The organism is Longimicrobiales bacterium (genome assembly GCA_035764935.1).
GTDB lineage: Bacteria > Gemmatimonadota > Gemmatimonadetes > Longimicrobiales > RSA9 > DASTYK01.
The window spans coordinates 15,263-36,256 of sequence record DASTYK010000129.1; the positions used below are offsets into that span (position 1 = coordinate 15,263).

Below are 20,994 nucleotides of genomic sequence, written 5' to 3' on the forward strand. Positions count from 1 at the left end.
CGGGTAGGGCACGGCTCGCGTGTCTTCCTGTACGAGCTACACAACCTGACTCCGGTGAAGTGGAATGGACGAACGCGACGTCTGGCGGCTCATCGCACGGCTGCAGGCTGGCGAGGCGACGGCTTCGGAGGAAGCCGCGCTGCGGGAATGGTCGCGCGACCCGGCGAATGCGGAGCTGTTGCGGCAGGTGAAGCGGGTGTGGGAGGCAGGCGCGGTGAAGCAGCGCGACTGGGACGTGGACGCCGCGTGGGCTCGTGTGGCGGCGCGGCTGGACGAACCGGCACAGGCGCAGCCGACGCTGCGGATCGTGTCGCGGGATGACGCGCCCGCCACGCCGCGCCGGCGTCGTAGCAGCAGCCGCTGGCTGTATGCGGCGGGCGGGCTGCTGGCGGCGTCGTTGGCGCTGCTGCTGCTGGTGCGCGAGCCTGCGCCGTCGGGTCCTGTCCCGCTGGTGTTCGCGACGGATGCATCCGGTGGCGAGACGGCGCGGTTGCCGGACGGCACGCTGGTACGGCTCGGTCCCTCGAGCCGTCTGGTGGTCGCTGGTGAGCGCCGGGTGGAGCTGAGCGGACTCGCCTTTTTCGCCGTGGAGCACGATCCCGCGCGCCCGTTCGAGATCGTGCTGCCTGCGGGGGCGGTGCGCGTGCTGGGCACCCGTTTCGAGGTGCGCGCGACGGACGACAGCGCGCGCGTCTCCGTGATCGAAGGTCGCGTCGAGGTGAAGGGCGCGACGGAGGCGATCGAGCTGACATCGGGTGAGGCAACGGCAGTGGCACGGGGCGGCGAGCCGGTCCGTGCGGAGCGGGTCGTTCCGGAGGAAATCGCGTCCTGGATGGGCCGCACCCTGGTGTTCCAGCGGACGTCGCTCGCCGAGGCGGCTGCCGAAATCGAAACCATGTACGACGTGCAGGTGCGGGTTGCTCCTGCGCTGAGAGAGCGCACGCTGACGGCGCTGTTCACGGACGAGCCGCTGGACCGGCTGGTTCCGACGCTGTGCCGTGCAGTCGTGGCGCGCTGTACGGTGACCGACACACTCGTGATGGTGGAGGTACAGGAATGAGTCAGAGGAATCGCGCAGGCACGGGACTGCTGCGCCTGGTCGCACTCGCTGCAGTGGCGCTGGGAGCTGCGCGTCCCGCAGAGGCGCAGATGCCGGCGCAGATCTCGATGGCGCCGGAGTCGCTGCTGGATCGTCCGGCGCGGATCGACCTGGAAAACGTCACGCTGCCGTATGCGCTGCTGGAGCTGCAGCGCGGCTCGGGTGTGCCGCTCATCTACAGTCCGTCCCTGCTCGAATCGGAGGGGCCGATCTCGTGCGAGTGCGTGACGCTGACGGTGCGGCAGGCACTGGAGCGGATGCTGACGGGCACGCGTTTCCGTTTCGAGGATGTCGGTTCGCAGATCCTGATCGAGCGGCGGGCTGCGCCGCGAATCGATCGTCGAATGGAGAGTTCGGCGCCGCTGGTCACGAGCCCGGTCGCGCCTGCGGAACTCACGCGCGAGGGCGCGGTGCGGGCGCAGGAGAGCCTGTGGTCGAAGCTGACGGGCGGTGTCGGCGCGATGTTCACGCGCGGCGCTCCGGGCACAATCGTCGGGCGCGTTACCGACGAGGCGACGCAGGAGCCGCTCGCTTCCGTTCAGGTCTACGTGGTCGGCACGTCGCTCAACGCACTGACGGACGCGAGCGGCAGCTACGCGATCAGCGACGTCCCGGCCGGCCTGTACACGGTCGAGGCGCAGCGGATCGGGTACGCGAACGCGACGCGCGAGAATGTGAGCGTGCCGGACGGCGGCTCGGTGACGGTCAACCTGTCGATGAGCGTCACGGCGCTGACGCTGGACGAGATCGTCGCGACCGGTGTCGTGGATCCGACGTCGGCGCGTCGTGTTCCGTTCACGGTTGCGCGCGTGAGCGGCGAGGCGCTGCAGGTGCCGGTCGACAACGCCGTGAACTCGCTGCAGGGCAAGGTCGCGGGTGCCAGCATCGTGACGAGCCCGCAGCCGGGCGCCGGCGTGAACATCGTGCTGCGTGCGCCGACCAGCATCACGAAGTCGAATGCCCCGCTGATCGTGGTGGATGGTGTCATCCTCGCCAGCACGTTCGGCCGCTCGTCGGCGGACATCGATGCGCTCGACATCGAGAGCATCGAGATCGTGAAGGGCGCGGCGGCGGCGTCGCTGTACGGGTCGCGGGCGGCGAACGGCGTGATCCAGATCCGCACGCGGCGGGGCACGAACCTCGAGGAGGGCGACACCCGGATCACGGTTCGCTCGGAGTTCGGCCAGAACAGCCTGGCCGGGGACATGTCCCGTGCAGCGCACCACCACTACCTGGTGAACGCCGCAGGGCAGTACGTGGACGAAGAAGGCGCCGTAGTGGCGCGCGAGGATCGTGTGGAGCGCCCCGCAGCCGAGCGGTTCCTGGACCAGCCGTATCCCGGCGCGACGTATGACCACGTCGACCAGTTCTTCGATCCCGGCAGCTACTCGACGAACTCGGTCTCGATCGCGCAGAACGGCGCCTCGACGAACTTCTACGCATCGTACGCCCGCAGGAACATCGAGGGTGTCGTGCTCGAGCACGGCGGCTACGAGATGAACGACCTGCGGGTCAACCTGGATCACCGGCTGCGCTCCGACCTGGCATTCTCGTTGAGCGCCTATCACGCTCGCTCCGAGCGCGACGGACTCCCGGGCAACCTGTTCCTCGACCTCATCCAGACGGAGCCCGACTCCGACCTGCTGCAGCCGGATCCGGACGGCACGCCGTACATCTACCAGCCCGATCCGCTGGGCGTCACGGCGAACCCGCTGTACGCGCTCGCGGTCCAGGAAGAAACCGAGGAGCGTGCCCGCACGCTGGCGAGCGCGGACCTGCGCTACTCGCCCACCGGCTGGCTGAGCGTGGACGGCAACCTGAGCTACGACCGCTCGGACCGGCACACGTTCTTCTACTTCCCGCGCGGCAAGAAGACCAGCACGCAGAGCCTGGTCGGCGGCAACGTGGAGCGCGGCAGCGGCGAGACGACGGCGATCAACGGCTCGCTGAGCGCGAACCTGCGTCGCAGCTTCGGCGATCTGGCGACCCGCCTCACGCTGCGTGCGCTCATGGAGAGCGAGGACTACAGCTTCTTCTCGGCAACCGCGGCAAGCCTGTCGGCGGAGGGCGTTCCGGACCTGAACGCGGGTCTCATGCCGACGATCGGGGGGAACACGGAGGAGATCCGCTCGGAGGGCTACTTCGCGATCCTCGGCCTCGATTACGCGGGCAAGTACATCGTGGACGCGCTGGTGCGCCGCGACGGCAGCTCGCTCTTCGGGCCTGACGAGCGCTGGCAGACGTACTACCGCGGCAGCGCTGCCTGGCGCATGGCGGAGGAGGCCTGGTGGCCGCTGGAGCAGGTGAACGAGTTCAAGCTGCGCTACTCGATCGGCACGGCGGGCGGCCGCCCGTCGTACCTGAACCGCTACGAGACGTACAGTTTCGCTGCGGGCGGTGGGCTCACGAAGTCCACGCTCGGCAACCGCGAGCTGAAGCCGGAGCGCGCAACGGAGCAGGAGTTCGGCATCGACGCGATCCTGTTCGACCGCTTCTCGGTGCAGCTCAACTACGCGAAGGTGGTGACGGAGGACCAGCTCCTGCAGATCCCGCTGCCGGCGGCGTTCGGGTTCTCGTCGCAGTGGCAGAACGCGGGCACGGTCGAGGGCAACACGTGGGAAGCGACGATCGAAGCCCGCGTGCTGCAGAAGCCCGACCTGCAGTGGACCGTCGGCCTGATCGCCGACCGCTCGCGTCACGAGATCACCGAGTTCAACCGTCCCTGCTACCGCGATGGCGGTTCCAACCAGCTCTACCGCTGCGCGGGCGAGACGCTCGGCACGATGTACGGCAACCACTTCCTGCGCAGCGCTGACGAGCTGCCCGAGGGCGCGCCGGCCGACGAGTTCATGGTCAACGACGACGGCCTGCTCGTGTGGGTGGGCGCAGGTGGCGACTGGCGCAATCACCAGTGGGGCACGTCCGCCGAGTTCGGCGACATCACCTACGACTGGGGCACGCCGATCCGCCAGTATGACGAGACCGGCAACCCGGCAGTCGTGCGGATCGGTGATGGCAACCCCGACATGCACCTGGGCCTGAGCAGCAGCCTGACGTGGAAGGGACTCAACTTCTACGCGCTGTTCGACTCGCAGATCGGTGGCGACGTCTACAACCGGACCAACCAGCGGATGTACCAGTACTTCCGCAGCGGGGACACGGACCAGGCGGGCAAGCCGGAAGAGCTCAAGAAGACCACCGACTATTACACGGCACTGTACGGCGCGAACGTGATCAACGACTGGTTCATTGAGGACGCAACGTACCTGAAGCTGCGCGAGGCATCGCTGCGCTGGCAGGTGCCGACGTCGCTGCTCGATTCCGCACGCCTCGGCGTGATCGACGGACTGTCGGTGTTCCTGATCGGTCGCAACCTGCTGACGTTCTCGGATTACAAGGGCTTCGATCCGGAGATCGGCACCCCGCTCGAGCGGATCGACAGCTTCGACTATCCGCAGTACCGCACGGTCACGGCCGGCGTCGAGCTTCGCTTCTAGGAGAAGATAGAATGCGCAATCCAACGTTTCTGCTGCTCGCCGGCGCGCTCCTCCTGGGCGGATGCCAGGACCTGGACGTCGCGAATCCGAACCTGCCGGACCGCGACCGTGCGACGAGCAACCCGAGTGATGTGCAGGCGCTCATCTCGACACAGATGGTGCGCTTCTACCGGAACAACCAGTTCAACTACCCGAACGGTGCGCTGACCGCGATGGTCGACAACACCACGGGCGGGTTCCTCGACTACGCGGTCGTCGAACTCTCGTGGGAGCCGCGCGAGGCCTGGAACAACAGTCCGCTGAACGGTCGCCGCGCGGTGAACGACCAGCCGTGGTACGGCCTGTACGACGTCATCTCCAACGTCCATGACGGACTGCAGGCGATCGACGACGGGCTCGACATCGTGGTGGACGGGACGGACCACACGCCGCGCGCACGCGCCTTTGCGAAGCTCATGCAGGGGCTGTCGTACGGGTACCTCGGCCTGCTGTTCGACCAGGCGCTGATCGTCAACGAGTTCGACGACCTGGAGGAGAAGGACCTCACCGAGTTCGCGCCGTACCCGGTCGTGATCGACACGGCACTGTCCATGATTGACGAGGCAATCGCCATCATGGAGACCAACGATTTCGTGGTGCCGGGCAGCCCTGACTGGATCAACGGGCAGGAGATGACGAACGACGAGCTGGCGCAGCTCGCGAACTCCTACGCGGCCCGCTTTATCGCCAACTCCGCCCGCACGTGGGAGGAGCGCGCTGCCGTGGACTGGAACGAGGTCATCCGCCGCATTGATGCGGGCATCACGGAGGACTTTGCGCCGGTCGGCGTCCTGGAGTCGTGGGAGAGCGACTATCGCCGGCTGCTGGCGCGAGTGCGCACGCGCCCGGGCGACCACTGGCGCATGGACTACATCGCGCTCGGACCGGCCGACTCGACGGGCGGGTTCCAGGAGTGGATCGCAGCGGACTCGGAAGACCGCATGCCGTTCCAGATCGAGACGACCGACCGCCGCATCCACGGTGAGGAGCCCGACGACCTCGGCAAGTACTTCGGCTACAACCGCAACAACCTGTTCTCGTCGAGCCGCGGCACGTACCGGTTCTCCTGGTACTATTACCTGCGCTCGGGCCAGGGCGAGACCTGGTACCAGGGCCCGCAGCCGACAATGACCGTCGACGAGATGAACCTGCTCAAGGCGGAGGCGCTGATCCGCCTCGGCCGTGCGGAAGAGGCCGTCCCGCTCATCAACATCACGCGTGTGCAGAACGGTGAGCTGCCGCCGGTGACCATCGACGGGCCGCCGGAGGCATACGACTGCGTGCCGAAGCAGATGGACGGCGACTGCGGCAGCCTCTGGGACGCGTGGAAGCACGAAGTCCAGCTGGAGATGACCGGCGTCGAGGGTCAGCAGATCTACTACTGGCTGCGCGGCAACAACCAGATGCAGGAGGGGTCGCTGATTCATTTCCCGATCCCCGGCCGCGAGCTGGAGAACCTCGGCCTGGCGCTCTACACGTTCGGCGGAAACCAGGGCGGGGCTGCACCGGCGCCGCAGTACCACCGCTGCCCGGTGGACCTGCCGCGCTGCGAGTGAGCCGGATGACGAAGCGGTTCGACGATCACGTGTGGCGGCGCGACCTCGGTCGCGCCGTCATCGTCTCGGCTGCGCTGCTGGTCGGATGCGGCGGCGGCTCGAGCAGCACGGAACCGCCACCACCGCCTCCCGCGCCGCCGCCGGCGGATGAGCGGGTGCTGCCCGACACGATCGACGTCGGGGAGCTGCTCGAGCAGGTCAAGGCGGACATGCCGCGGCGCGACTCGGACGACTACCGGCCGCCGACGCCGGACCAGCGCATCGCGATGGTCGGGATCCTCGAGGACGCACGTGCCGGGCGCATCGTACGCGCCGATTCGCTCGCGGAGCTGTACGGCTACAACGTCGAGGCGGCGGTCGAGGCTGGACACGGCGACAGCGTGGTCGTGATGATCGAGCGTGCGCCGATCCAGCGCGGCTGGGGCACCTACATCGTCCGCAAGGGTGCGCGCGCCGCGGACGTGCACGTCAATCATCCGCTCTTCGACACCAACACGCCCGCTGTCGCCGCCGAGCTGTACGACGCGTGCCGCTGCCGGGCACTGCTCATGGCAGGGACACACCGCTATGCGAACGGCGGCGACGAATCCGACATGGCGCGAGCCACGGGAAGCGTCTTCCAGGGCGTGCACGAAGTACTCGCGGTGGACGCGGAGATGGTGGTGTCGGTGCACGGCTTTGCGCGCGACAACTACGACGAGCCGATCGGCTCGGCAGACGCCGTGCTCAGTCTCGGCGCCGATGCACAGGGCGCACTCGCGGCGAACGACGACGCGCGGGCGCTGCGAGACAGCCTGCGGAACGCAGGTTTCGTCGCGGGCCTGATCGCCGACGACGCCGACTACACGCAGCTCACGGGCTCGCCCAACCCGCAGGGACGCCACTCCAACGCCGAGTTCGGGCACGGGCGCTGGATCCACATCGAGCTGGCGCGTGAGGTTCGCACGGAGCAGGACGCGTACGAGCTGCTGACGGGCCTCGTCGCGGCATGGCTGGCGGACGTCGTATCCTGAGATCGCGACTCACCGGCTGACAACGACGCGCGGCGCCTTGCGCGCGCCCGCGCGTCGTATCATCCTGCGTCTGACCTTCCCGACAATACGGAGACTGTGATGAACGTGGTCGCCATCCGTTCCCGCGCCCTGTGCGTGCTTGCGCTGTTCGCGGCCCAGCCCGCCGCCGCCCAGCTCACGGAAACCGCAGAAGAAGCGGCGCTGCTCGAGGCCGAGGCGCGCTATGCGCAGCCGCCCGCTCCGATCGGCGAGTTCCTGCGTCGCGATCCCGGATACGCGGTGCTGAACGCACCTTCGCCGGATGGTCGCTACTTCCTGGTGCCGCAAGCGACGCAGCTCTCGACGCTGGAGCTGATGTCGAAGCCGACCTACCGGCTCGCAGAGCTCGAAGTTCGTCCGGCGACGGACAGGCTGTGGCACCTGGACACGTTCGGCATCAACGGCCTGCGCATCTACGACCTGCAGGCGCGTCGCTATCGAGAGGTGTCGTTGCCGGCGAACACGTTCATCAGCGACCCGGTCTGGTCACCCGACGGTGGACGGGTGGCGTTCCTGGCACACCTGCCGACCGGCACTGAAGTCTGGACTGCGGATCCGGCCAACGGCCGTGCCTCAAGACTGAGCCGTGCGCGCGTGCTCGCCACGCTGGGCACGGAGTCGCACGTCAACATCTCGCCCGAAGTCGACATGCGACCCTCGCGCATGCTGCAGTGGACACCGGATGGCAGCGTGCTCACCCTGGTCGTGCCGCGCGATCGCGGTGCCGAGCCAGCACGCGACCCGGTGCCGGACGGGCCCGTCGTGCGCATCACCCGTCCCGAGCCGACGGTCACGCGGACGTTCCCGAACCTGCTGCGCGACAACCATGACGCAGCACTGTTCGAACACTACACGCGCGCGCAGCTCGTCGAGATCACGCGCGGCGGCGACGTGCGGCCGCTCGGAGAGGCCCGCATGTACGAGTCGATCCAGCTGAGCCCCGACGGTGAGTACATCCTGGCCACGTTCGTGGAGCGCCCGTTCTCGTTCATCACGAGCTATCGCGGCTTTCCGCGACGCACGGTGGTGCTCGATCGCCGCGGCGCCGTCGTGGCAACGCTCGCCGAGCAGGACCTGCGCGAGGCGGGGTTCGGCGGCAACGGCGGCCTGCGCGACCTGGCGTGGCGACCCGACGATGCCTTGCTGACCTGGATCGCGCGTGACGACGGCGAAGACAGGATCATGATGGTCGACGCGCCGTTCGATACCGCGGATGCGAACGTCATCGCGACGAGCGATGACAACATGCGTGACGTCGTCTTCAGCGTCGATGGCGCGCACGTGTTCGCAACAGTGTCACGCAACGGCCGGCAGGCCGTCGCACACTGGGACCTGCGCGCCGACTCGGCGGAGCGGTCGCTGCTCACCGGCTGGGTGCACAACGACAGCATCTTCGAGCTGCCGGGGGAGCTGTGGACCGTCGCAACGCCGAACGGAATCGAGCACGCTCTGATGTCGAGCGGCGGCGATGCCGTCTACCTGCGCGGCGATGGCCTGGCCGCTGATTTTCGTCCGCAGCCGTTCGTCGACCGCGTCACGCTCGGTGACACGACACCCGCGCGCGTGTTCGAGGGTGCAAAGAACACCTTCGACCAGCCGCTCGTCGCGCTGGACCCCGACCTCACGCGCATGGTCGTGATGCGCGAGTCGCAGACGCTCTACCCCGACAGCTACCTGTGGGAGCGCGGCGGCAGCTTCACGAAACTCACGGCAAACGAGAACCCGTTCCCCGAGCTTGCAAACGCAAGGCGCATCGACTTTTCGTTCCAGCGACAGGACGGCCTCGAGGTGCAGGGGCGCGTATCGCTGCCGGTCGGCTACCGTGAGGGGGAGCGGGTGCCGGCGATCTTCTGGACGTATCCGCGCGAGTACGAGGAGCCGGAGGAGTACACGCGGGCGGCGATCCGGTCGCGCAATCACAATGCATTTCCCCACATGACCTGGCTGCGCTGGTCCGACCTGTGGCTCACGCAGGGCTATGCACTCGTCTACCCCGACATCCCGATCATCGGCGAGAACTACAACGACACCTATATCGCGAACATGGTGAGCGCGATGTACGGTGCCATGCGGGCGGTCGACGGGCTGGACGTGATCGACATGGACCGCATCGGTCACGGCGGCCACAGCTACGGTGCATTCGCAACCGCCAACCTGCTCGCGCATACCCCGTACTTCAAAGCCGGCATCGCGGGTGACGGTGCATACAACCGCTCACTGACGCCGACCGGCTTCCAGGCGGAGCGCCGCGACATCTGGTCCGCGCCCGACACCTACATCGAGATGTCGCCGTTCTTCAAGGTCGACCAGATCGAGGCACCGCTGCTCATGTATCACGGCGGCGACGACAACAACACCGGCACGTGGCCGATGCAGTCGGAGCGATTCCTCCACGCACTGACGAGCAAGGGCAAGACCGCTGCGCTGTACGTGTACCCGTACGAGTCGCACACGCCGCGCGCGCTGGAGAACAAGCTGGACCTGTGGGCACGGTGGATCGGCTGGTTCGATCGCTACGTCAAGGGTGCCGCTGGAGATGTCACGGCGCAGTAGCTTTCTTTATTCAGCACGGAGGACACAGAGGGCGCAGAGTTTTCACGCGGAGGTCACAGCGGACACCGAGTCGGGGTCGCCGTGCTGCGTCCGCTTCGTCGCATACCGAGGCATCCATAATTTGTAGTTGGTTCTTCGCGCCGCGCCGGTGACGAACTGCTGGTCACGGTACCGGCCGCGAAGCGCACTACAAAGAAGGATGTGGCGCTGCGAAGAAGAAACGCATGACGACGTATCCGACTCAGTGTCCGCTGTGACCTCTGTGTGAAAAAACTCTGTGCCCTCGGTGTCCTCAGTGGTAAAAAACCGTCAGGACGATGCCACCCGCAGGCCGACAGCAAGTGCGAACTCCGCGTACCGCTGCAGCCCGCTGAAGGGGAAGTCGGGATGGTAATGGTCGCCGGCCTGGTGGTAGCGGTCCCAGCGGCGGCGCAGGGCGTCGCGCTGCTCGGGGGACGTGTTCTCCCACACGTCGCCGGGTATGATGAACGCGGCCGGCACGCCGCGCTGGAGGAATGGCCAGTAATCGGAGTTGGGTGATGCCGCGCCCAGCTGCACGGTCCAGCCGCGCTCGCGGGCGACTTCCTCGATTACGGGAGCCAGCGGGTTGTTCTCACCGAGAGCGATGCGCCAGCTCACGGGAGGCGCGGGCGGGGCGCCTGCATCCAGGTTGATCAGCGCACGCATGTTCTCGAGCGGTACGGGTGGGTCGGCTGCGAAGTAGGATGCGCCCAGCAGGCCGCGCTCTTCACCCGTGAGGAAGACGAACAGCACGGAGCGGGCGGGCGGATCGTCGCGCAGCGCCTCCGCGATCGACAGCAGCATTGCGACTCCGGCGGAGTTGTCGGAGAAGCCGTTGTAGATCGAATCACCGGACGCGTCCGGCACGCTGATGCCGAGGTGATCGTAGTGCGCGGTGTAGACGACGTACTCGTTGCGGCGCGCAGGGTCACTGCCGGGTAGGACCCCTGCCAGGTTGGCGACGGGCAGCGCCCGCTCCATCACCTCGATGTCAGCACGGATCGAACGGCCGACCGCCACCGCACGTTCGGTCATCTCCGGCGCGCCTGCCAGCAGGGCGTTCGTGAGCTCCGGGCCGGCGATGATGACGGGCAACGCAGGCTGCCAGACGGGGTCCTGCACGCTGGCCGCAACGAAATAGCGCGTATCCCCTCTGCTCCGAACGTACAGGTCGTACTGCCCGGCGTCGGGAACCAGCAGGACGACACCGGTAACGCCCGCCTCGATCCACGAGGGCACGAGCCCCAGCGCCTCCGCACCGAGCGGCCCGCGCACCGCGATCACCCGTCCGCGAAGATCGGCACCGCTCAGTGCATCCGCGGCTTCGGCCGGTGAGCCGGCGAACAGGACGTCGCCTGCGAAGTCGCGAAATGCGGCGGCCCCGCCGGTGTTCAGGACGAAGTGCTGGTCATGCCGGAACGCGGTGCTGTCACCGGTGGCGTCACGGAGCATGAGATGGGTCGAGGGCTGCACGCGCGCGGCACGCAGCGGCACCGGGAGGCGGTAGCCGCCATCGGGCGCCGCGCCGTCCAGGCCAAGCCGCTCCAGCTCGCTCGCAATGTATGCGGCGGCGACGCGCTCGCCTCGGGTCCCGGTACCACGCCCCTCGAGCGCGTCGTCGGACAGGAACCTGGTGTGGGCACGAAGCGAGAGTGTGTCGATGACCGGTGCGGCCGGCGCAGAAGTCTGCGCCAGGCCCGGCATCGCCGTCGCGAGCAGCGTCGCAGCAACGAGTAGTGATCGCATCAGGCATCCATGAACGAGGAAGGCCGCCCGCCAGGGGCGGACGGCCCTGCAACATACAGCACCGGCGTGGTCACGTTCCGCGCTGCCGGAAGCACCCGCACTCAGCTGCCGAGCACCTTGTCGGCATAGCCGTTGTCCGGATTGCCTCCGCGCTTGAGAACCTTGTCGACCGTGCCGGGACCGCGGTTGTACGCGAGCAGCGCGAGCTTCACGTTGCCCTTGTACTTCTCGATCATCTGATCGAGGTAGCGGAAGCCGAGGCGCAGGTTGGTGTGCCGGTCGTACAGGTCCTTCGACGTCGTGCCGGGCTCCAGCCACGCGGCGGTACGCGGCATCACCTGTGTCAGACCCAGCGCACCGACATGGCTCCTGGCGTCCTCGCGGAACGTGCTTTCCGTCTTGACGAGGCCGAACGCAACGTCCGGGTCGATGCCTTCCGCACGGGCGGCGTCGTAGATGTCTTCCGCCATGTCCCGGGCGATGCCGAACTCCGCAACGTTCGCCTGTACGATGCGCTCGCGCTCCTGCACCTCGCGCTCATTCTCGACGCGCTCGGCGAGGGCTTCCTCGACGTCCTCCGCGGGCATGGCCGTGCGGCTTGCCGATTGATCGCCCGGTTCGGGCTCCTCGGACGGGGAACCGGGAGCATCCATTGCGGCGACCATCGGCAAGGCCGCGCCGGCCAGACCCACGCCAATAATGGGCTGTCGAAAGCGCTTGAGGAAACCCGCCGGCCGGTTGCGTGGAACACCCGGGCTGCGCCGGCGATCGAGGGCGCGACGCTCGGTCCCGCCGTTCGTCGGCTCGGAACCAACGCACTCGCCGCTGCCCGCCGCGGCCGCAGGCGGGGCACTGCCCGGCGCCGGCGCAGCCACGTCGCCGGTTGCGGGATCAGCCGGAGGTAACGGCCGAGTGCCCTGCTGCCGAAGCTCCCTGCGGTCCAGCCCCAGCTCGTTCCGCCGTTCGAGCGCGGGCCGCCGGTCCGCCGGCCGGACGTACGGATCGACCGGAACCCAGATCATGTGGTCCGACTCGCGTCGTCGATCGTTTTCCACCGCGCTGCTCCTTTCGGCATAAAACGTTGTGCCGCTTGTACTTCTGCCAGAAAGGGCGCATCATCCGTGCCGCTGGCCCAGCGTCGGGGCGCCGCGCGGCCGTCAGGGCCCATCGCACCGGAGCCGTGCCAGGGTTCCGCTGCCCTGCCCCTCCCCGACCACGATCGTGGTGCCGTCGGCATCCAGCGCCACTCCCTCCCCCTGCTGTTCGGCGAGGAAGCGGATGTCGATGGGCGGCCCGGCCACTGCCAGGGAGTCGCCCGTCCACTCGTAGACGTGCAGTGCACTGTAGCTCCGCAGCACCACCCGCTGCCCGGACGCGCTGCCACCGGTGATCTGCTGCGGTACCTGTACGAGGCCTTCCGTGAGATTCTGCACGTGTTCGAGTGTGCGCACGGAGTCGGGGGAAAGCGGAGCGGGGTAGCGGTAAACCGAGACGGCACGGTTCCGGCCCTTTGTCACGACGAGCACTGACCCGTCTCCCGTCACGGCCAGCGCTTCTGCGTCGGAGGGCCCGTCGGGGTAGCGGATCCGGAAGCGCTCGATGGCGGACGCGCCCTCCACACCGTCGGGTGGCACGGGGACGCGCAGGATCACGCCATGCGCTCGCTCGTGCAGGTTGTCGCCGATGTCGCCGATATAGAAGCATTCACCCGCCGGGCACGCACCGATCGCCAGGTCTTCCCAGTCCTGCACGCGCACGCCCGGGACGCGCAGCTCCTGCACGATGCGGCCGTCGTCGTCCACCTGGAACAGCAGCGGCTCGCCGGAATCTGCGTGCGCCCAGGTGCGTCCCGCGCCGTCCACGGCGACGCCACTGGCTTCCCGCAACGCGGCGGGCAACCGGGCCGAGGCGACGACCTGGCACTCCGGCGCCCCGCCTGCACATGCTGCCAGCCCGAGCACGAGCAGCGAGGTTGCACGTGCGCGGGAACAGGACAGATTGCGGTGCGCAAAGAGATCGGTACTCAAGGGAGCAGCATGACGGAACGGGATCGGATCGGCGTACTCTTCGTATGTCTGGGCAACATATGTCGTTCTCCGCTGGCAAAATCGGTGTTCCGCCAGGTCGTTCGTGAAGCCGGCGTGGACGCCCGTTTCGACGTCGACGCAGCCGGCACGTCCGCCTACCACATTGGCGACGGGCCGGACGCACGCACCGTCGCGACCGCCCGGGTGCGCGGTCTCGATGTGGAGCACACTGCACGGCAGCTTCATGCCACGGATTTCGAGCGCTTCCACTACATCGTGGTCATGGACCGCGAGAATCTGCGCAACACGGAGCGCGTCCGCGACCGTGCCGGTCACGAGCGCGACGTCCTGCTGCTGCGCAGCTTCGACCCGCGCGCGGCCGGCGCGGACGAGGTGCCCGATCCGTGGTTCGGGGGCGAGGAGGGTTTCGTGGAAGTGCAGGACATGATCGAGCGGAGCTGTCGTGCTCTGTTCGAGCACATCCGGGAGCAGCATGGGCTGTGATTTTTGCGACGCGGGTGGCGTCGGCGGCGGGACGTCGTTATAGTTGGAGCACTCCCCGAAAAAACCAGTCTGTAGACTCCAGCATCGTCGCTTCGCATGAGCAAGCCCGTAACGGCAACCCCTGTTGTCTCCGTCGTCCTGTTTGTCGCTGCCGTTCTGTTCAGCGCGCTGCCGGCCGCCTCTGCTGCCGGTGTCCCGGCATCATCGGTACCGGCCGACACCGGCGACGCCAGGGTGCGCCGCGATGTCGCCGTGCTGGGCACACCGGTGGACATAACGCCTGCCGTGGACGCGCGTGAGGTCGCGACGGCTTCGGCGCTGAATGCGCTGGCGCGGGTCGCGGGCCGCACGAGCCGGCCGGGAGCGCTGCGCACCGCGTTCCAGGCGTACTACAACCACCGTGCGGCGCATCCGGACGAAATAGCCAATCCGTACCTGTACTTCGTCGACTTCGGGCTGGACAATGCCACGCCGCGCGGCTGGGTGTTCGACATGGAGCGACTGGAGCTGGTCGACGGCCCCTTTCCGGTGGCACACGGCCGCGGCTCGCTGAAGCAGCGCAACGGCGTGCCGAGCCGGTTCTCGAACCGTCCGGGCAGCTACCAGTCGTCGCTGGGGCTGTATGTCGCACAGGAGACGTACACGTTCAGGGGCACGGCGGGCGGTGCACGGTACTCGTCGATCGGGCTGCGGATGCGCGGCGAGTCCGGCGACTTCAACGACGCAGCGCGCCGGCGCGGCATCGTGGCCCACGGCGCCCCGTACGTCACGGCGAGTGCGGCCGGCCGGAGCGAGGGCTGCCCCGCGATGGAGCAGCACCGGGCGCGTCGTCTGCTGCCGCTCCTCGCGAACGGTGGCATCGTCTTCATCTACTCACCCAACGACGCGCGCTGGCTCGGCCAGGATCCCTGGGTCAACGCGGACTGATTCGCGGCTCGGCGGATGGGCGCAGCGGGTGAGATTCCCGATCGCGTTGCACGCCAGGTCGCGGGCGTTCTCGGCGTCGAGCCGGGTTCGCTGCGCACAGCCGGATTGAGTGGCGGCTGCATCAATCCCGCAGCGCGCGTGCAATCGGAAGCCGACGTCGTCTTCGTGAAGTGGGCGACGGCGCACACACCTCCCGATCAGTTCGAACGTGAAGCCGACGCGCTGCGCCTCATCGAAGCGGCGCGGGCGGTGCGGGTTCCGCGTGTTCACGCAGTGTCCAGCGACGCACTCGTCCTGGAATGGATCGAGCCGGGACGCGTCGCCGGGAAATCGTGGGCCGAGCTCGGCAGCGCGCTGGCGCGTCTGCATCGCAACACGGCGCCTGCATTCGGTGCCTCGAAGGACAACTACATCGGTCCACTGCCCCAGCGCAACGGATGGCTGGACGGCTGGGTGGAGTTCTACCGTGAGCGGCGCGTCCGTCCACAGCTGGAGCGCGCGCTCGCAGCCGCTGCGTTCGACACGAGCGAGCGGCACCTGCTGGCCCGCTTCGTCGATTCTCTCGACACCATCCTGGCCGACGCCGCCCCGGGCGGCGCATCGCTGCTGCACGGCGATCTGTGGAGCGGCAATGCGCACCCGTCCGCGCACGGCGACGTTGTCCTGCTCGATCCCGCATCATACCACGGCGATCGCGAAGTCGATCTCGCGATGGCGGAGCTGTTCGGAGGCTTCCCCCGTGCGTTCTACGATGCCTACGAGGAGGCGTGGCCCACGCCGGCAGGAAGCAGCCGCCGGCGATCAGCGTACCGCGTCTACTACCTGCTCGTGCACGTGAACCTGTTCGGCGCAGGCTATGTGCGCGGCACCATGGACGCGGTGCGGGCAAGCCTGCACGGTTGACGGTGCACCGCGCCGCTGCGCGAACGTAGCGACGTGTTACGGCGGATACCGCACCGGAAAATCAGAGGGGCCCGGCAAAGAGCCGGGCCCCTCGTCACGTTCACGTGCCGCGTGCTGTGCTGTTCAGGAGGCGCCCGGCTGTGGCAGCAGGGCGAGCAGCACTTCGGGCAATGCGGAGAGCACCAGCACGCAGATGGCAATGAGGATCCCGCGCGAGCGCGGCACGCGGTAGATCGTGCTGATGCCGATCGCCCAGAGTGCCGCCTGCCACAGCGCGAAGAGATCGACGCGGGCGAGCAGCGGCACGAGCGTGCGCGGGATCCCCTCGCTGCCGGTGAAGCGCAGCACGCCGAACGAGATGGCGCTCATCAGGTCCGCACCCGGATCGGCGCCCGTCAGCATGAGAATGATGCCGCCCAGGATCTGGCCGATGATCGCGATCCATGCGGCGAGCACCGCGATCAGCAGAGCGCGGCTGTAGATGATGCGCACGTCGAACAGGCGACCGAAGGCCCAGAGCAGGAGCGCGGTCCACGCGAGGATCAGCAGCATGCCGATGGGCGCGAAGACGGCGCCCACGATGCGGAAGATCGTGCCGTACTGCTGCATCGCCTGGGCGGCCTGCGGATTCGCAGCGGCCTGCGCGTCCATGACCATGCCGGTGACCGGCAGCAGGACGATGTAGGCGAGGACGCTGCCCAGCACGATCATGGTAATGGGTATGCCGAGCGATGCGGTGCGCCGGCGGTCGAAGAGCTCGACGGGCGAGATCACGGCGTCGATCGGGTCCTCCCACCAGGATGCGGGCTCCGCGACCTTCACTTCCTGCTCACTGGTCATTTCGGTCTTCCGGCAGCAGTGGCGGCGAGGGCGCTCCCCATGCGGCGGATCGCCTCGCCGATATCGGATTCGGGAGCAGCAAGCGACAGGCGGATGAAGCGGTCGTCGCCGAACGCGGCACCCGGCACGGCTGCGACGCCCGTCTCCTCGAGGAGCCGGCGGCACAGTGCAATGGAATCGCGGGCCTGCCCGTCGTAGAACCGGTCGACGCGAACGAACGCGTAGAACGCGCCATCGGGCGGCAGCACGTCCGCGCCGGGCAGGTGCGCCGCGAGCATCTCGAGCGCCTTTGCGCGCCGGCGGCGGAAGACGTTCACCATCGCGCGCACGGCGTGCTCGACGCGTGGCTCGTCACGATACGCTGCGAGTGCCGCGTACTGCGATGGCGTCGCGATGTTGGACGTGATGTGGCTCTGCATTGCCGCCATCGCGGATGCGAGGGGCCGTGTGGAGTAGCTGTAGCCGACCCGCCAGCCGGTCATGGCGAACGCCTTGGATGCGCCGTCCACCACGACGACGTGGTCGTCGATGTCGGTGACGTCCAGCACGCTGGCTGCGCGCTCCTGCGCGAAGCAGACGCGGCCGTAGATCTCGTCGGAGATGACCACGGCATCATTGCGGCGCGCCCATTCGACCAGGGCCGACACCTCCTCTGCGGAGTACACCGCGCCGGTCGGGTTTCCTGGTGAGTTGAGGATCAGCCCGCGCGTGTGCGGGGTGCGGGCGGCGTCCAGCATGTCGGGCGTGACCTTGAAACCCTGCTCCATGGTCGTGTTCACCACGACAGGGGTTGCCCGCGAAAGCGAGATCAGGTCGGGGTAGCTGGTCCAGTACGGCGCCGGCAGCAGTACCTCGTCGCCCGGGCCGAACAGCGAAAAGCACGCGTTGAAGAGTGCCTGCTTGGCCCCGTTGGAGACGACGATGCCCGCGGGATCGACGACGGCACCGGTGAGGCGGCTCATCGATGCCGCGATCGCCTCGCGCAGCTCGGGCAGACCCGCTACGGGCGTGTAGTGGGTGAAGCCCTGGACAATGGCCGCGATGCCTGCCTGGGCGGCAAAATCCGGGGTGCGGAAATCGGGCTCACCGACGCTGAGGTCGAGGATGTCACGACCCTCGGCGCGAAGCTCCCGACAGAGCGTCGCGACCGCGATCGTTGCGGAGGGCTGGAGCGTGCTGACGTTGGGGCTCAGACGCATGCGCATCGTTGTTGGGGGACAGGCCAGCGGCCAATATGCCGGCTCGTCGGAAACGCGACAAGCGCGGCATGGCGCGCGCCGTGCAACACCCAGTCTTGCCCCTGTCATGGGGTACGCCGAGATTACGCGGCCAGTCAAGGAGCAGAGAAGATGACGGAACCGGCCGGCGGCTCGAGCGCCGACCTGATCGTTTATGCCGACTACGTGTGCCCCTTCTGCTACCTCGGCGAGGTGGCGATAGCGCCGCTCCGCGAGGAAGGCGTGCGCATCGAGAACCGGCCATTCGAGCTGCGCCCCGCGCCGACGCCGTTGCCGGACATGGACGAGCCGCGGTACCGCGACAGCTGGGAGCAGAGCGTACTGCCGCTGGCAGCGGCGCTCGGCGCGCCGGCAATGAAGCGGCCAACGGTCTCGACGCGTACGCGCAAGGCGCACGAGGCCGCCGCGTTCGCGCGCGAGCACGGCGCCGGAGATGCCATGCACCGCGCGATCTACGAGGCGTACTTCCTCGAGCAGCGCGACATCGGCCGTGTCGATGTGCTGGTCGAGATCGGCGCGTCGGTCGGCCTCGATCGCATGGCACTCAAGATCGCGCTCGACATCGACCGCTACACCGATGAGGTCGTGGCGCATGAGGTGGAGGCAGCACGCATCGGCATCACGGCCGTGCCGGCCCACCTCGCGGCCGGCGCGGATGGCAGGTATCGACTGATGATGGGCGTGCGCCCGACGGACGACGTGCGCGCGCTCCTTGCCGCGGGCAGTCTGGCCCGCGATTCCGGAGACGACGAATGAAGTACGTACGAATGACATCGGCGCCGATCCGCCAGGCGCTCGACCTGGCGCGCGAGATCCTCAAGGAACGACTGCCGCTGGAGGAGGTCGCGAGCGACGCCCACTCGGTCACACTGAGTGGCGGCGACGGCACCGTGAAGATCCACGCGCACCGGCACGGCCTCGACACCCAGCTGGACGTGAGCACGGATCAGCTGCGCACGTCGCGGCTCGACAACGAAGTGCAGTACTGGCTCACGATGCTGCCGTACCAGCCGGGTGAGCTGCGCGGCCGCGGTTCGGCACTGCCGGCCGGGCTGTCGCGCCAGGGTGGCACGTGAGTGAGGGACTGAGCGAGCTTGGCCTGCGGGCGGAGCTGGTCGCGGCCGTTGCCGAGCGCGGCTTCGATGCACCGTCCGCACTCCAGCGGTCGGCGATCCCGGTGCTCCGCCGGGGCGGCAACGCCGTGCTCCACGCCTCCTATGGCTCCGGCCTGACCGGAGCCTACGGCCTCGCCCTGCTCGACCGGCTGGCCGATGCAGGTGACGCTGCGGGACCCCAGGTGCTGATCGTCACGCCAACGGGGGCGCGTGCCGCTTCCGCTGCCGACGAGATTGCCGCGCTCGCGGGCACACTGCAGCTGCGTATCGCCGCGCTGGCACCCGGCTGGCGCGACGCGGAATCGGCCAACGTCGTCACCGGCTCACTGCAGAACGTCGCGGGCGCGATCGGTCGCTCGGCACTCAAGCTGGAGTCGGTGCAGGCGATCGTGCTGGAATCGCTGTCGACCCTGCTGGAGGAAGGCGGCGCGGAGCTGGACGCGATCATGACCGCGGTGCCGCGCGACGCACAGCGCGTGATCACCACTGCCACATACGACAGCGGCGTCGAGCGCTTCGTCGAGCAGCATGCCCGGCGGGCGATCCGCATTCCGGCCCGCGCCGCGGACCGCGCGGCGACCGCTGCGGCTGAGCCGGCCGGCGAGGTCCATTACCTGGTCGTCCCGGAGTTCGGCAAGGACGACGCGCTCGCTCGGCTCCTCGTCCGTTCGAGTGGCGAGGACGTCCTGGTTACGACGCGTTCGGCGCGACGCGCCGAGCTCGTGCGCGGACTGCTCGCAGCGCGGGGATACGACACCGCCCGGATCGAGACGCTGCGCGTCGAGAGCGCGATCGAGGCACCGCCGCGCGGCGCGCGCGTGATCGCCTACGACGCGCCCATGGATGCCGCGACGCTGACGCACCTGCATACCGGCTCGGGCATCGTACTGGTCACACCCGGCGAGCTGGCGCACCTGCGGCTGCTGGCGGCGGAAGCGAACGTGACGCTGCGCGCCGAAAAGGCCCGTGCCGGCGATCGCGACGTCGGTTCCGCGTTCCGCGCCGAGATCCGCAGGGCGTTGCAGGAGCGTGATCTCGACGCACAGCTGCTGCTGCTCGAGCCGCTGTTCGAGGAACACTCCGCGGCCGAGGTCGCCGCGGCACTCAGCTCGTTGCTGCGCGAGCGCAGGGCGGGTGCACCCGCCGTCGAGCGCCGGGCGCCTGCCGGCACCGTCGAGGAGGCCAGCGGCTCCGCCGGCGCGCCCTCGACATTCACCCGGCTGTTCTTCTCGATCGGCTCACGCGACGGAATCCGCCCGGGCGACCTGGTGGGCGCGATCACAGGGGAAGCGAACGTCACGGGCGCGCAGGTCGGACGCATCGAGATGCGCGACACGTTCTCGGTCGTCGAAGTCGCGGCGGACGCCGCCGAGCGGGTGATCAAGGCGCTGAACGGCACGACCATGCGTACCCGCGCCCTGCGCGTCGATTACGACCGGCGCGGCAGCGCGCCAGCCGGCCGTGAGCGGCCCGCCGGTGGACGCGAGCGTGGCCGGCCACAACACGCCGCGGGGGATCGGCCGAGGCGACCGCGGCCGCCGCGGGATCGGGAGTAGGAGCGGTCGTTTTTACCACTGAGAGCACAGAGGGCACGGAGGGCACGGACGGCGTCGATGCTTCCGTGGTGGTCGGCAGCTTTCGAGGCTGTGCTCGATGCAGGAACGGCGATTCACCGCAGAGACGCGAAGGGCGCTGAGGACCCCTGCAAGGCCTGACGGCACGCGTTCACCTGTTGCGGCAGAAGTTCGGAGCAATTGCGAACGTGAACAACAGTTTTTCTGTTGTGCTCTCCGCGATCTCAGCGCCTCAGCGGTGAACATCATCCGTTCATGTTTGCGAGCCGTGACATGAACCGACTCTGCAGCTCCTGCATGGAC

16 protein-coding genes are annotated in these 20,994 nt (G+C 68.3%); 11 read left to right on the top strand and 5 right to left on the bottom strand.

Annotation, left to right across the window (positions count from 1 at the left end):
• The first annotated feature begins 64 nt into the window (after nucleotides 1-64).
• The 5 genes from VFU06_10380 (at nucleotide 65) to VFU06_10400 (ending at nucleotide 9,796) form a co-directional block, all read left to right on the top strand.
• The gene (locus VFU06_10380) at nucleotides 65-1,060 is read left to right on the top strand and encodes a FecR domain-containing protein (protein HEU5209810.1); all 996 of its coding nucleotides are present in this window, start codon (nucleotides 65-67) and stop codon (nucleotides 1,058-1,060) included.
• Nucleotides 1,057-4,596, top strand: a complete 3,540-nt coding sequence (locus VFU06_10385; GenBank protein HEU5209811.1) for a SusC/RagA family TonB-linked outer membrane protein — start codon at nucleotides 1,057-1,059, stop codon at nucleotides 4,594-4,596. Before VFU06_10380 ends, VFU06_10385 begins: the two co-directional genes overlap by 4 nt.
• Nucleotides 4,597-4,607: 11 nt before the next feature.
• Nucleotides 4,608-6,191, top strand: a complete 1,584-nt coding sequence (locus VFU06_10390; GenBank protein ID HEU5209812.1) for a hypothetical protein — start codon at nucleotides 4,608-4,610, stop codon at nucleotides 6,189-6,191.
• A 5-nt stretch (nucleotides 6,192-6,196) separates the two neighbouring features.
• Complete coding sequence (locus tag VFU06_10395; GenBank protein HEU5209813.1) at nucleotides 6,197-7,204, top strand: hypothetical protein; 1,008 nt, start codon at nucleotides 6,197-6,199, stop codon at nucleotides 7,202-7,204.
• A gap of 99 nt (nucleotides 7,205-7,303) precedes the next feature.
• Nucleotides 7,304-9,796: a prolyl oligopeptidase family serine peptidase gene (locus VFU06_10400; GenBank protein HEU5209814.1), complete on the top strand. Its 2,493-nt coding sequence runs from the start codon at nucleotides 7,304-7,306 to the stop codon at nucleotides 9,794-9,796.
• Between the two features lie 309 nt (nucleotides 9,797-10,105).
• Here VFU06_10400 and VFU06_10405 read toward each other — a convergent pair whose 3' ends face one another.
• The 3 genes from VFU06_10405 to VFU06_10415 form a co-directional block, all read right to left on the bottom strand.
• The gene (locus VFU06_10405; GenBank protein HEU5209815.1) at nucleotides 10,106-11,563 is read right to left on the bottom strand and encodes a M28 family peptidase; all 1,458 of its coding nucleotides are present in this window, start codon (nucleotides 11,561-11,563) and stop codon (nucleotides 10,106-10,108) included.
• Nucleotides 11,564-11,664: 101 nt separating this feature from the next.
• Nucleotides 11,665-12,618: a lytic transglycosylase domain-containing protein gene (locus tag VFU06_10410; GenBank protein HEU5209816.1), complete on the bottom strand. Its 954-nt coding sequence runs from the start codon at nucleotides 12,616-12,618 to the stop codon at nucleotides 11,665-11,667.
• Nucleotides 12,619-12,720: 102 nt separating this feature from the next.
• On the bottom strand, nucleotides 12,721-13,590 hold the full coding sequence (locus tag VFU06_10415) for a hypothetical protein (GenBank protein ID HEU5209817.1): 870 nt from the start codon (nucleotides 13,588-13,590) through the stop codon (nucleotides 12,721-12,723).
• A gap of 9 nt (nucleotides 13,591-13,599) precedes the next feature.
• Between VFU06_10415 and VFU06_10420 the strand changes: the two genes are divergently transcribed.
• The 3 genes from VFU06_10420 (at nucleotide 13,600) to VFU06_10430 (ending at nucleotide 15,924) form a co-directional block, all read left to right on the top strand.
• Entirely contained in the window at nucleotides 13,600-14,094 is a 495-nt protein-coding gene (locus VFU06_10420) for a low molecular weight protein-tyrosine-phosphatase (protein HEU5209818.1), read from the top strand.
• 96 nt (nucleotides 14,095-14,190) lie between these two features.
• Nucleotides 14,191-15,021, top strand: coding sequence for a murein L,D-transpeptidase catalytic domain family protein (locus VFU06_10425; protein ID HEU5209819.1), 831 nt, complete (start codon nucleotides 14,191-14,193; stop codon nucleotides 15,019-15,021).
• Between the two features lie 15 nt (nucleotides 15,022-15,036).
• The gene (locus VFU06_10430) at nucleotides 15,037-15,924 is read left to right on the top strand and encodes a fructosamine kinase family protein (GenBank protein ID HEU5209820.1); all 888 of its coding nucleotides are present in this window, start codon (nucleotides 15,037-15,039) and stop codon (nucleotides 15,922-15,924) included.
• Between the two features lie 123 nt (nucleotides 15,925-16,047).
• Here the strand turns inward: VFU06_10430 and VFU06_10435 are convergent, their stop codons facing one another.
• Together VFU06_10435 and VFU06_10440 are read right to left on the bottom strand one after the other, a co-directional pair.
• Nucleotides 16,048-16,764 (bottom strand): YIP1 family protein, encoded by a 717-nt coding sequence (locus tag VFU06_10435; GenBank protein ID HEU5209821.1) that lies wholly within the window; start codon nucleotides 16,762-16,764, stop codon nucleotides 16,048-16,050.
• Complete coding sequence (locus VFU06_10440; GenBank protein ID HEU5209822.1) at nucleotides 16,761-17,969, bottom strand: pyridoxal phosphate-dependent aminotransferase; 1,209 nt, start codon at nucleotides 17,967-17,969, stop codon at nucleotides 16,761-16,763. Before VFU06_10440 ends, VFU06_10435 begins: the two co-directional genes overlap by 4 nt.
• Nucleotides 17,970-18,113: 144 nt before the next feature.
• Between VFU06_10440 and VFU06_10445 the strand changes: the two genes are divergently transcribed.
• From VFU06_10445 to VFU06_10455, 3 genes are read left to right on the top strand one after another with little or no spacing between them, the layout of a single operon-like run.
• A complete protein-coding gene (locus VFU06_10445; protein ID HEU5209823.1) occupies nucleotides 18,114-18,758 on the top strand; it encodes a DsbA family protein in 645 nt (214 codons plus the stop codon).
• On the top strand, nucleotides 18,755-19,078 hold the full coding sequence (locus VFU06_10450; GenBank protein ID HEU5209824.1) for a hypothetical protein: 324 nt from the start codon (nucleotides 18,755-18,757) through the stop codon (nucleotides 19,076-19,078). The genes VFU06_10445 and VFU06_10450 overlap by 4 nt, the downstream gene beginning before the upstream one ends.
• Entirely contained in the window at nucleotides 19,075-20,673 is a 1,599-nt protein-coding gene (locus VFU06_10455) for a DEAD/DEAH box helicase (protein HEU5209825.1), read from the top strand. Before VFU06_10450 ends, VFU06_10455 begins: the two co-directional genes overlap by 4 nt.
• The last annotated feature ends 321 nt before the right edge of the window (nucleotides 20,674-20,994 follow it).

What these genes read in the sequence shown, in the direction of transcription:
- VFU06_10390 (HEU5209812.1), top strand. Translation starts at nt 4,608, where the DNA reads ATGCGCAATCCAACGTTTCTGCTGCTCGCCGGCGCGCTCCTCCTGGGC.
- VFU06_10400 (HEU5209814.1), top strand. Translation starts at nt 7,304, where the DNA reads ATGAACGTGGTCGCCATCCGTTCCCGCGCCCTGTGCGTGCTTGCGCTG.
- VFU06_10430 (HEU5209820.1), top strand. Translation starts at nt 15,037, where the DNA reads ATGGGCGCAGCGGGTGAGATTCCCGATCGCGTTGCACGCCAGGTCGCG.
- VFU06_10440 (HEU5209822.1), bottom strand. Translation starts at nt 17,969, where the DNA reads ATGCGCATGCGTCTGAGCCCCAACGTCAGCACGCTCCAGCCCTCCGCA.
- VFU06_10435 (HEU5209821.1), bottom strand. Translation starts at nt 16,764, where the DNA reads ATGACCAGTGAGCAGGAAGTGAAGGTCGCGGAGCCCGCATCCTGGTGG.
- VFU06_10405 (HEU5209815.1), bottom strand. Translation starts at nt 11,563, where the DNA reads ATGCGATCACTACTCGTTGCTGCGACGCTGCTCGCGACGGCGATGCCG.
- VFU06_10450 (HEU5209824.1), top strand. Translation starts at nt 18,755, where the DNA reads ATGAAGTACGTACGAATGACATCGGCGCCGATCCGCCAGGCGCTCGAC.
- VFU06_10385 (HEU5209811.1), top strand. Translation starts at nt 1,057, where the DNA reads ATGAGTCAGAGGAATCGCGCAGGCACGGGACTGCTGCGCCTGGTCGCA.
- VFU06_10425 (HEU5209819.1), top strand. Translation starts at nt 14,191, where the DNA reads ATGAGCAAGCCCGTAACGGCAACCCCTGTTGTCTCCGTCGTCCTGTTT.
- VFU06_10420 (HEU5209818.1), top strand. Translation starts at nt 13,600, where the DNA reads ATGACGGAACGGGATCGGATCGGCGTACTCTTCGTATGTCTGGGCAAC.
- VFU06_10445 (HEU5209823.1), top strand. Translation starts at nt 18,114, where the DNA reads ATGACGGAACCGGCCGGCGGCTCGAGCGCCGACCTGATCGTTTATGCC.
- VFU06_10395 (HEU5209813.1), top strand. Translation starts at nt 6,197, where the DNA reads ATGACGAAGCGGTTCGACGATCACGTGTGGCGGCGCGACCTCGGTCGC.
- VFU06_10380 (HEU5209810.1), top strand. Translation starts at nt 65, where the DNA reads ATGGACGAACGCGACGTCTGGCGGCTCATCGCACGGCTGCAGGCTGGC.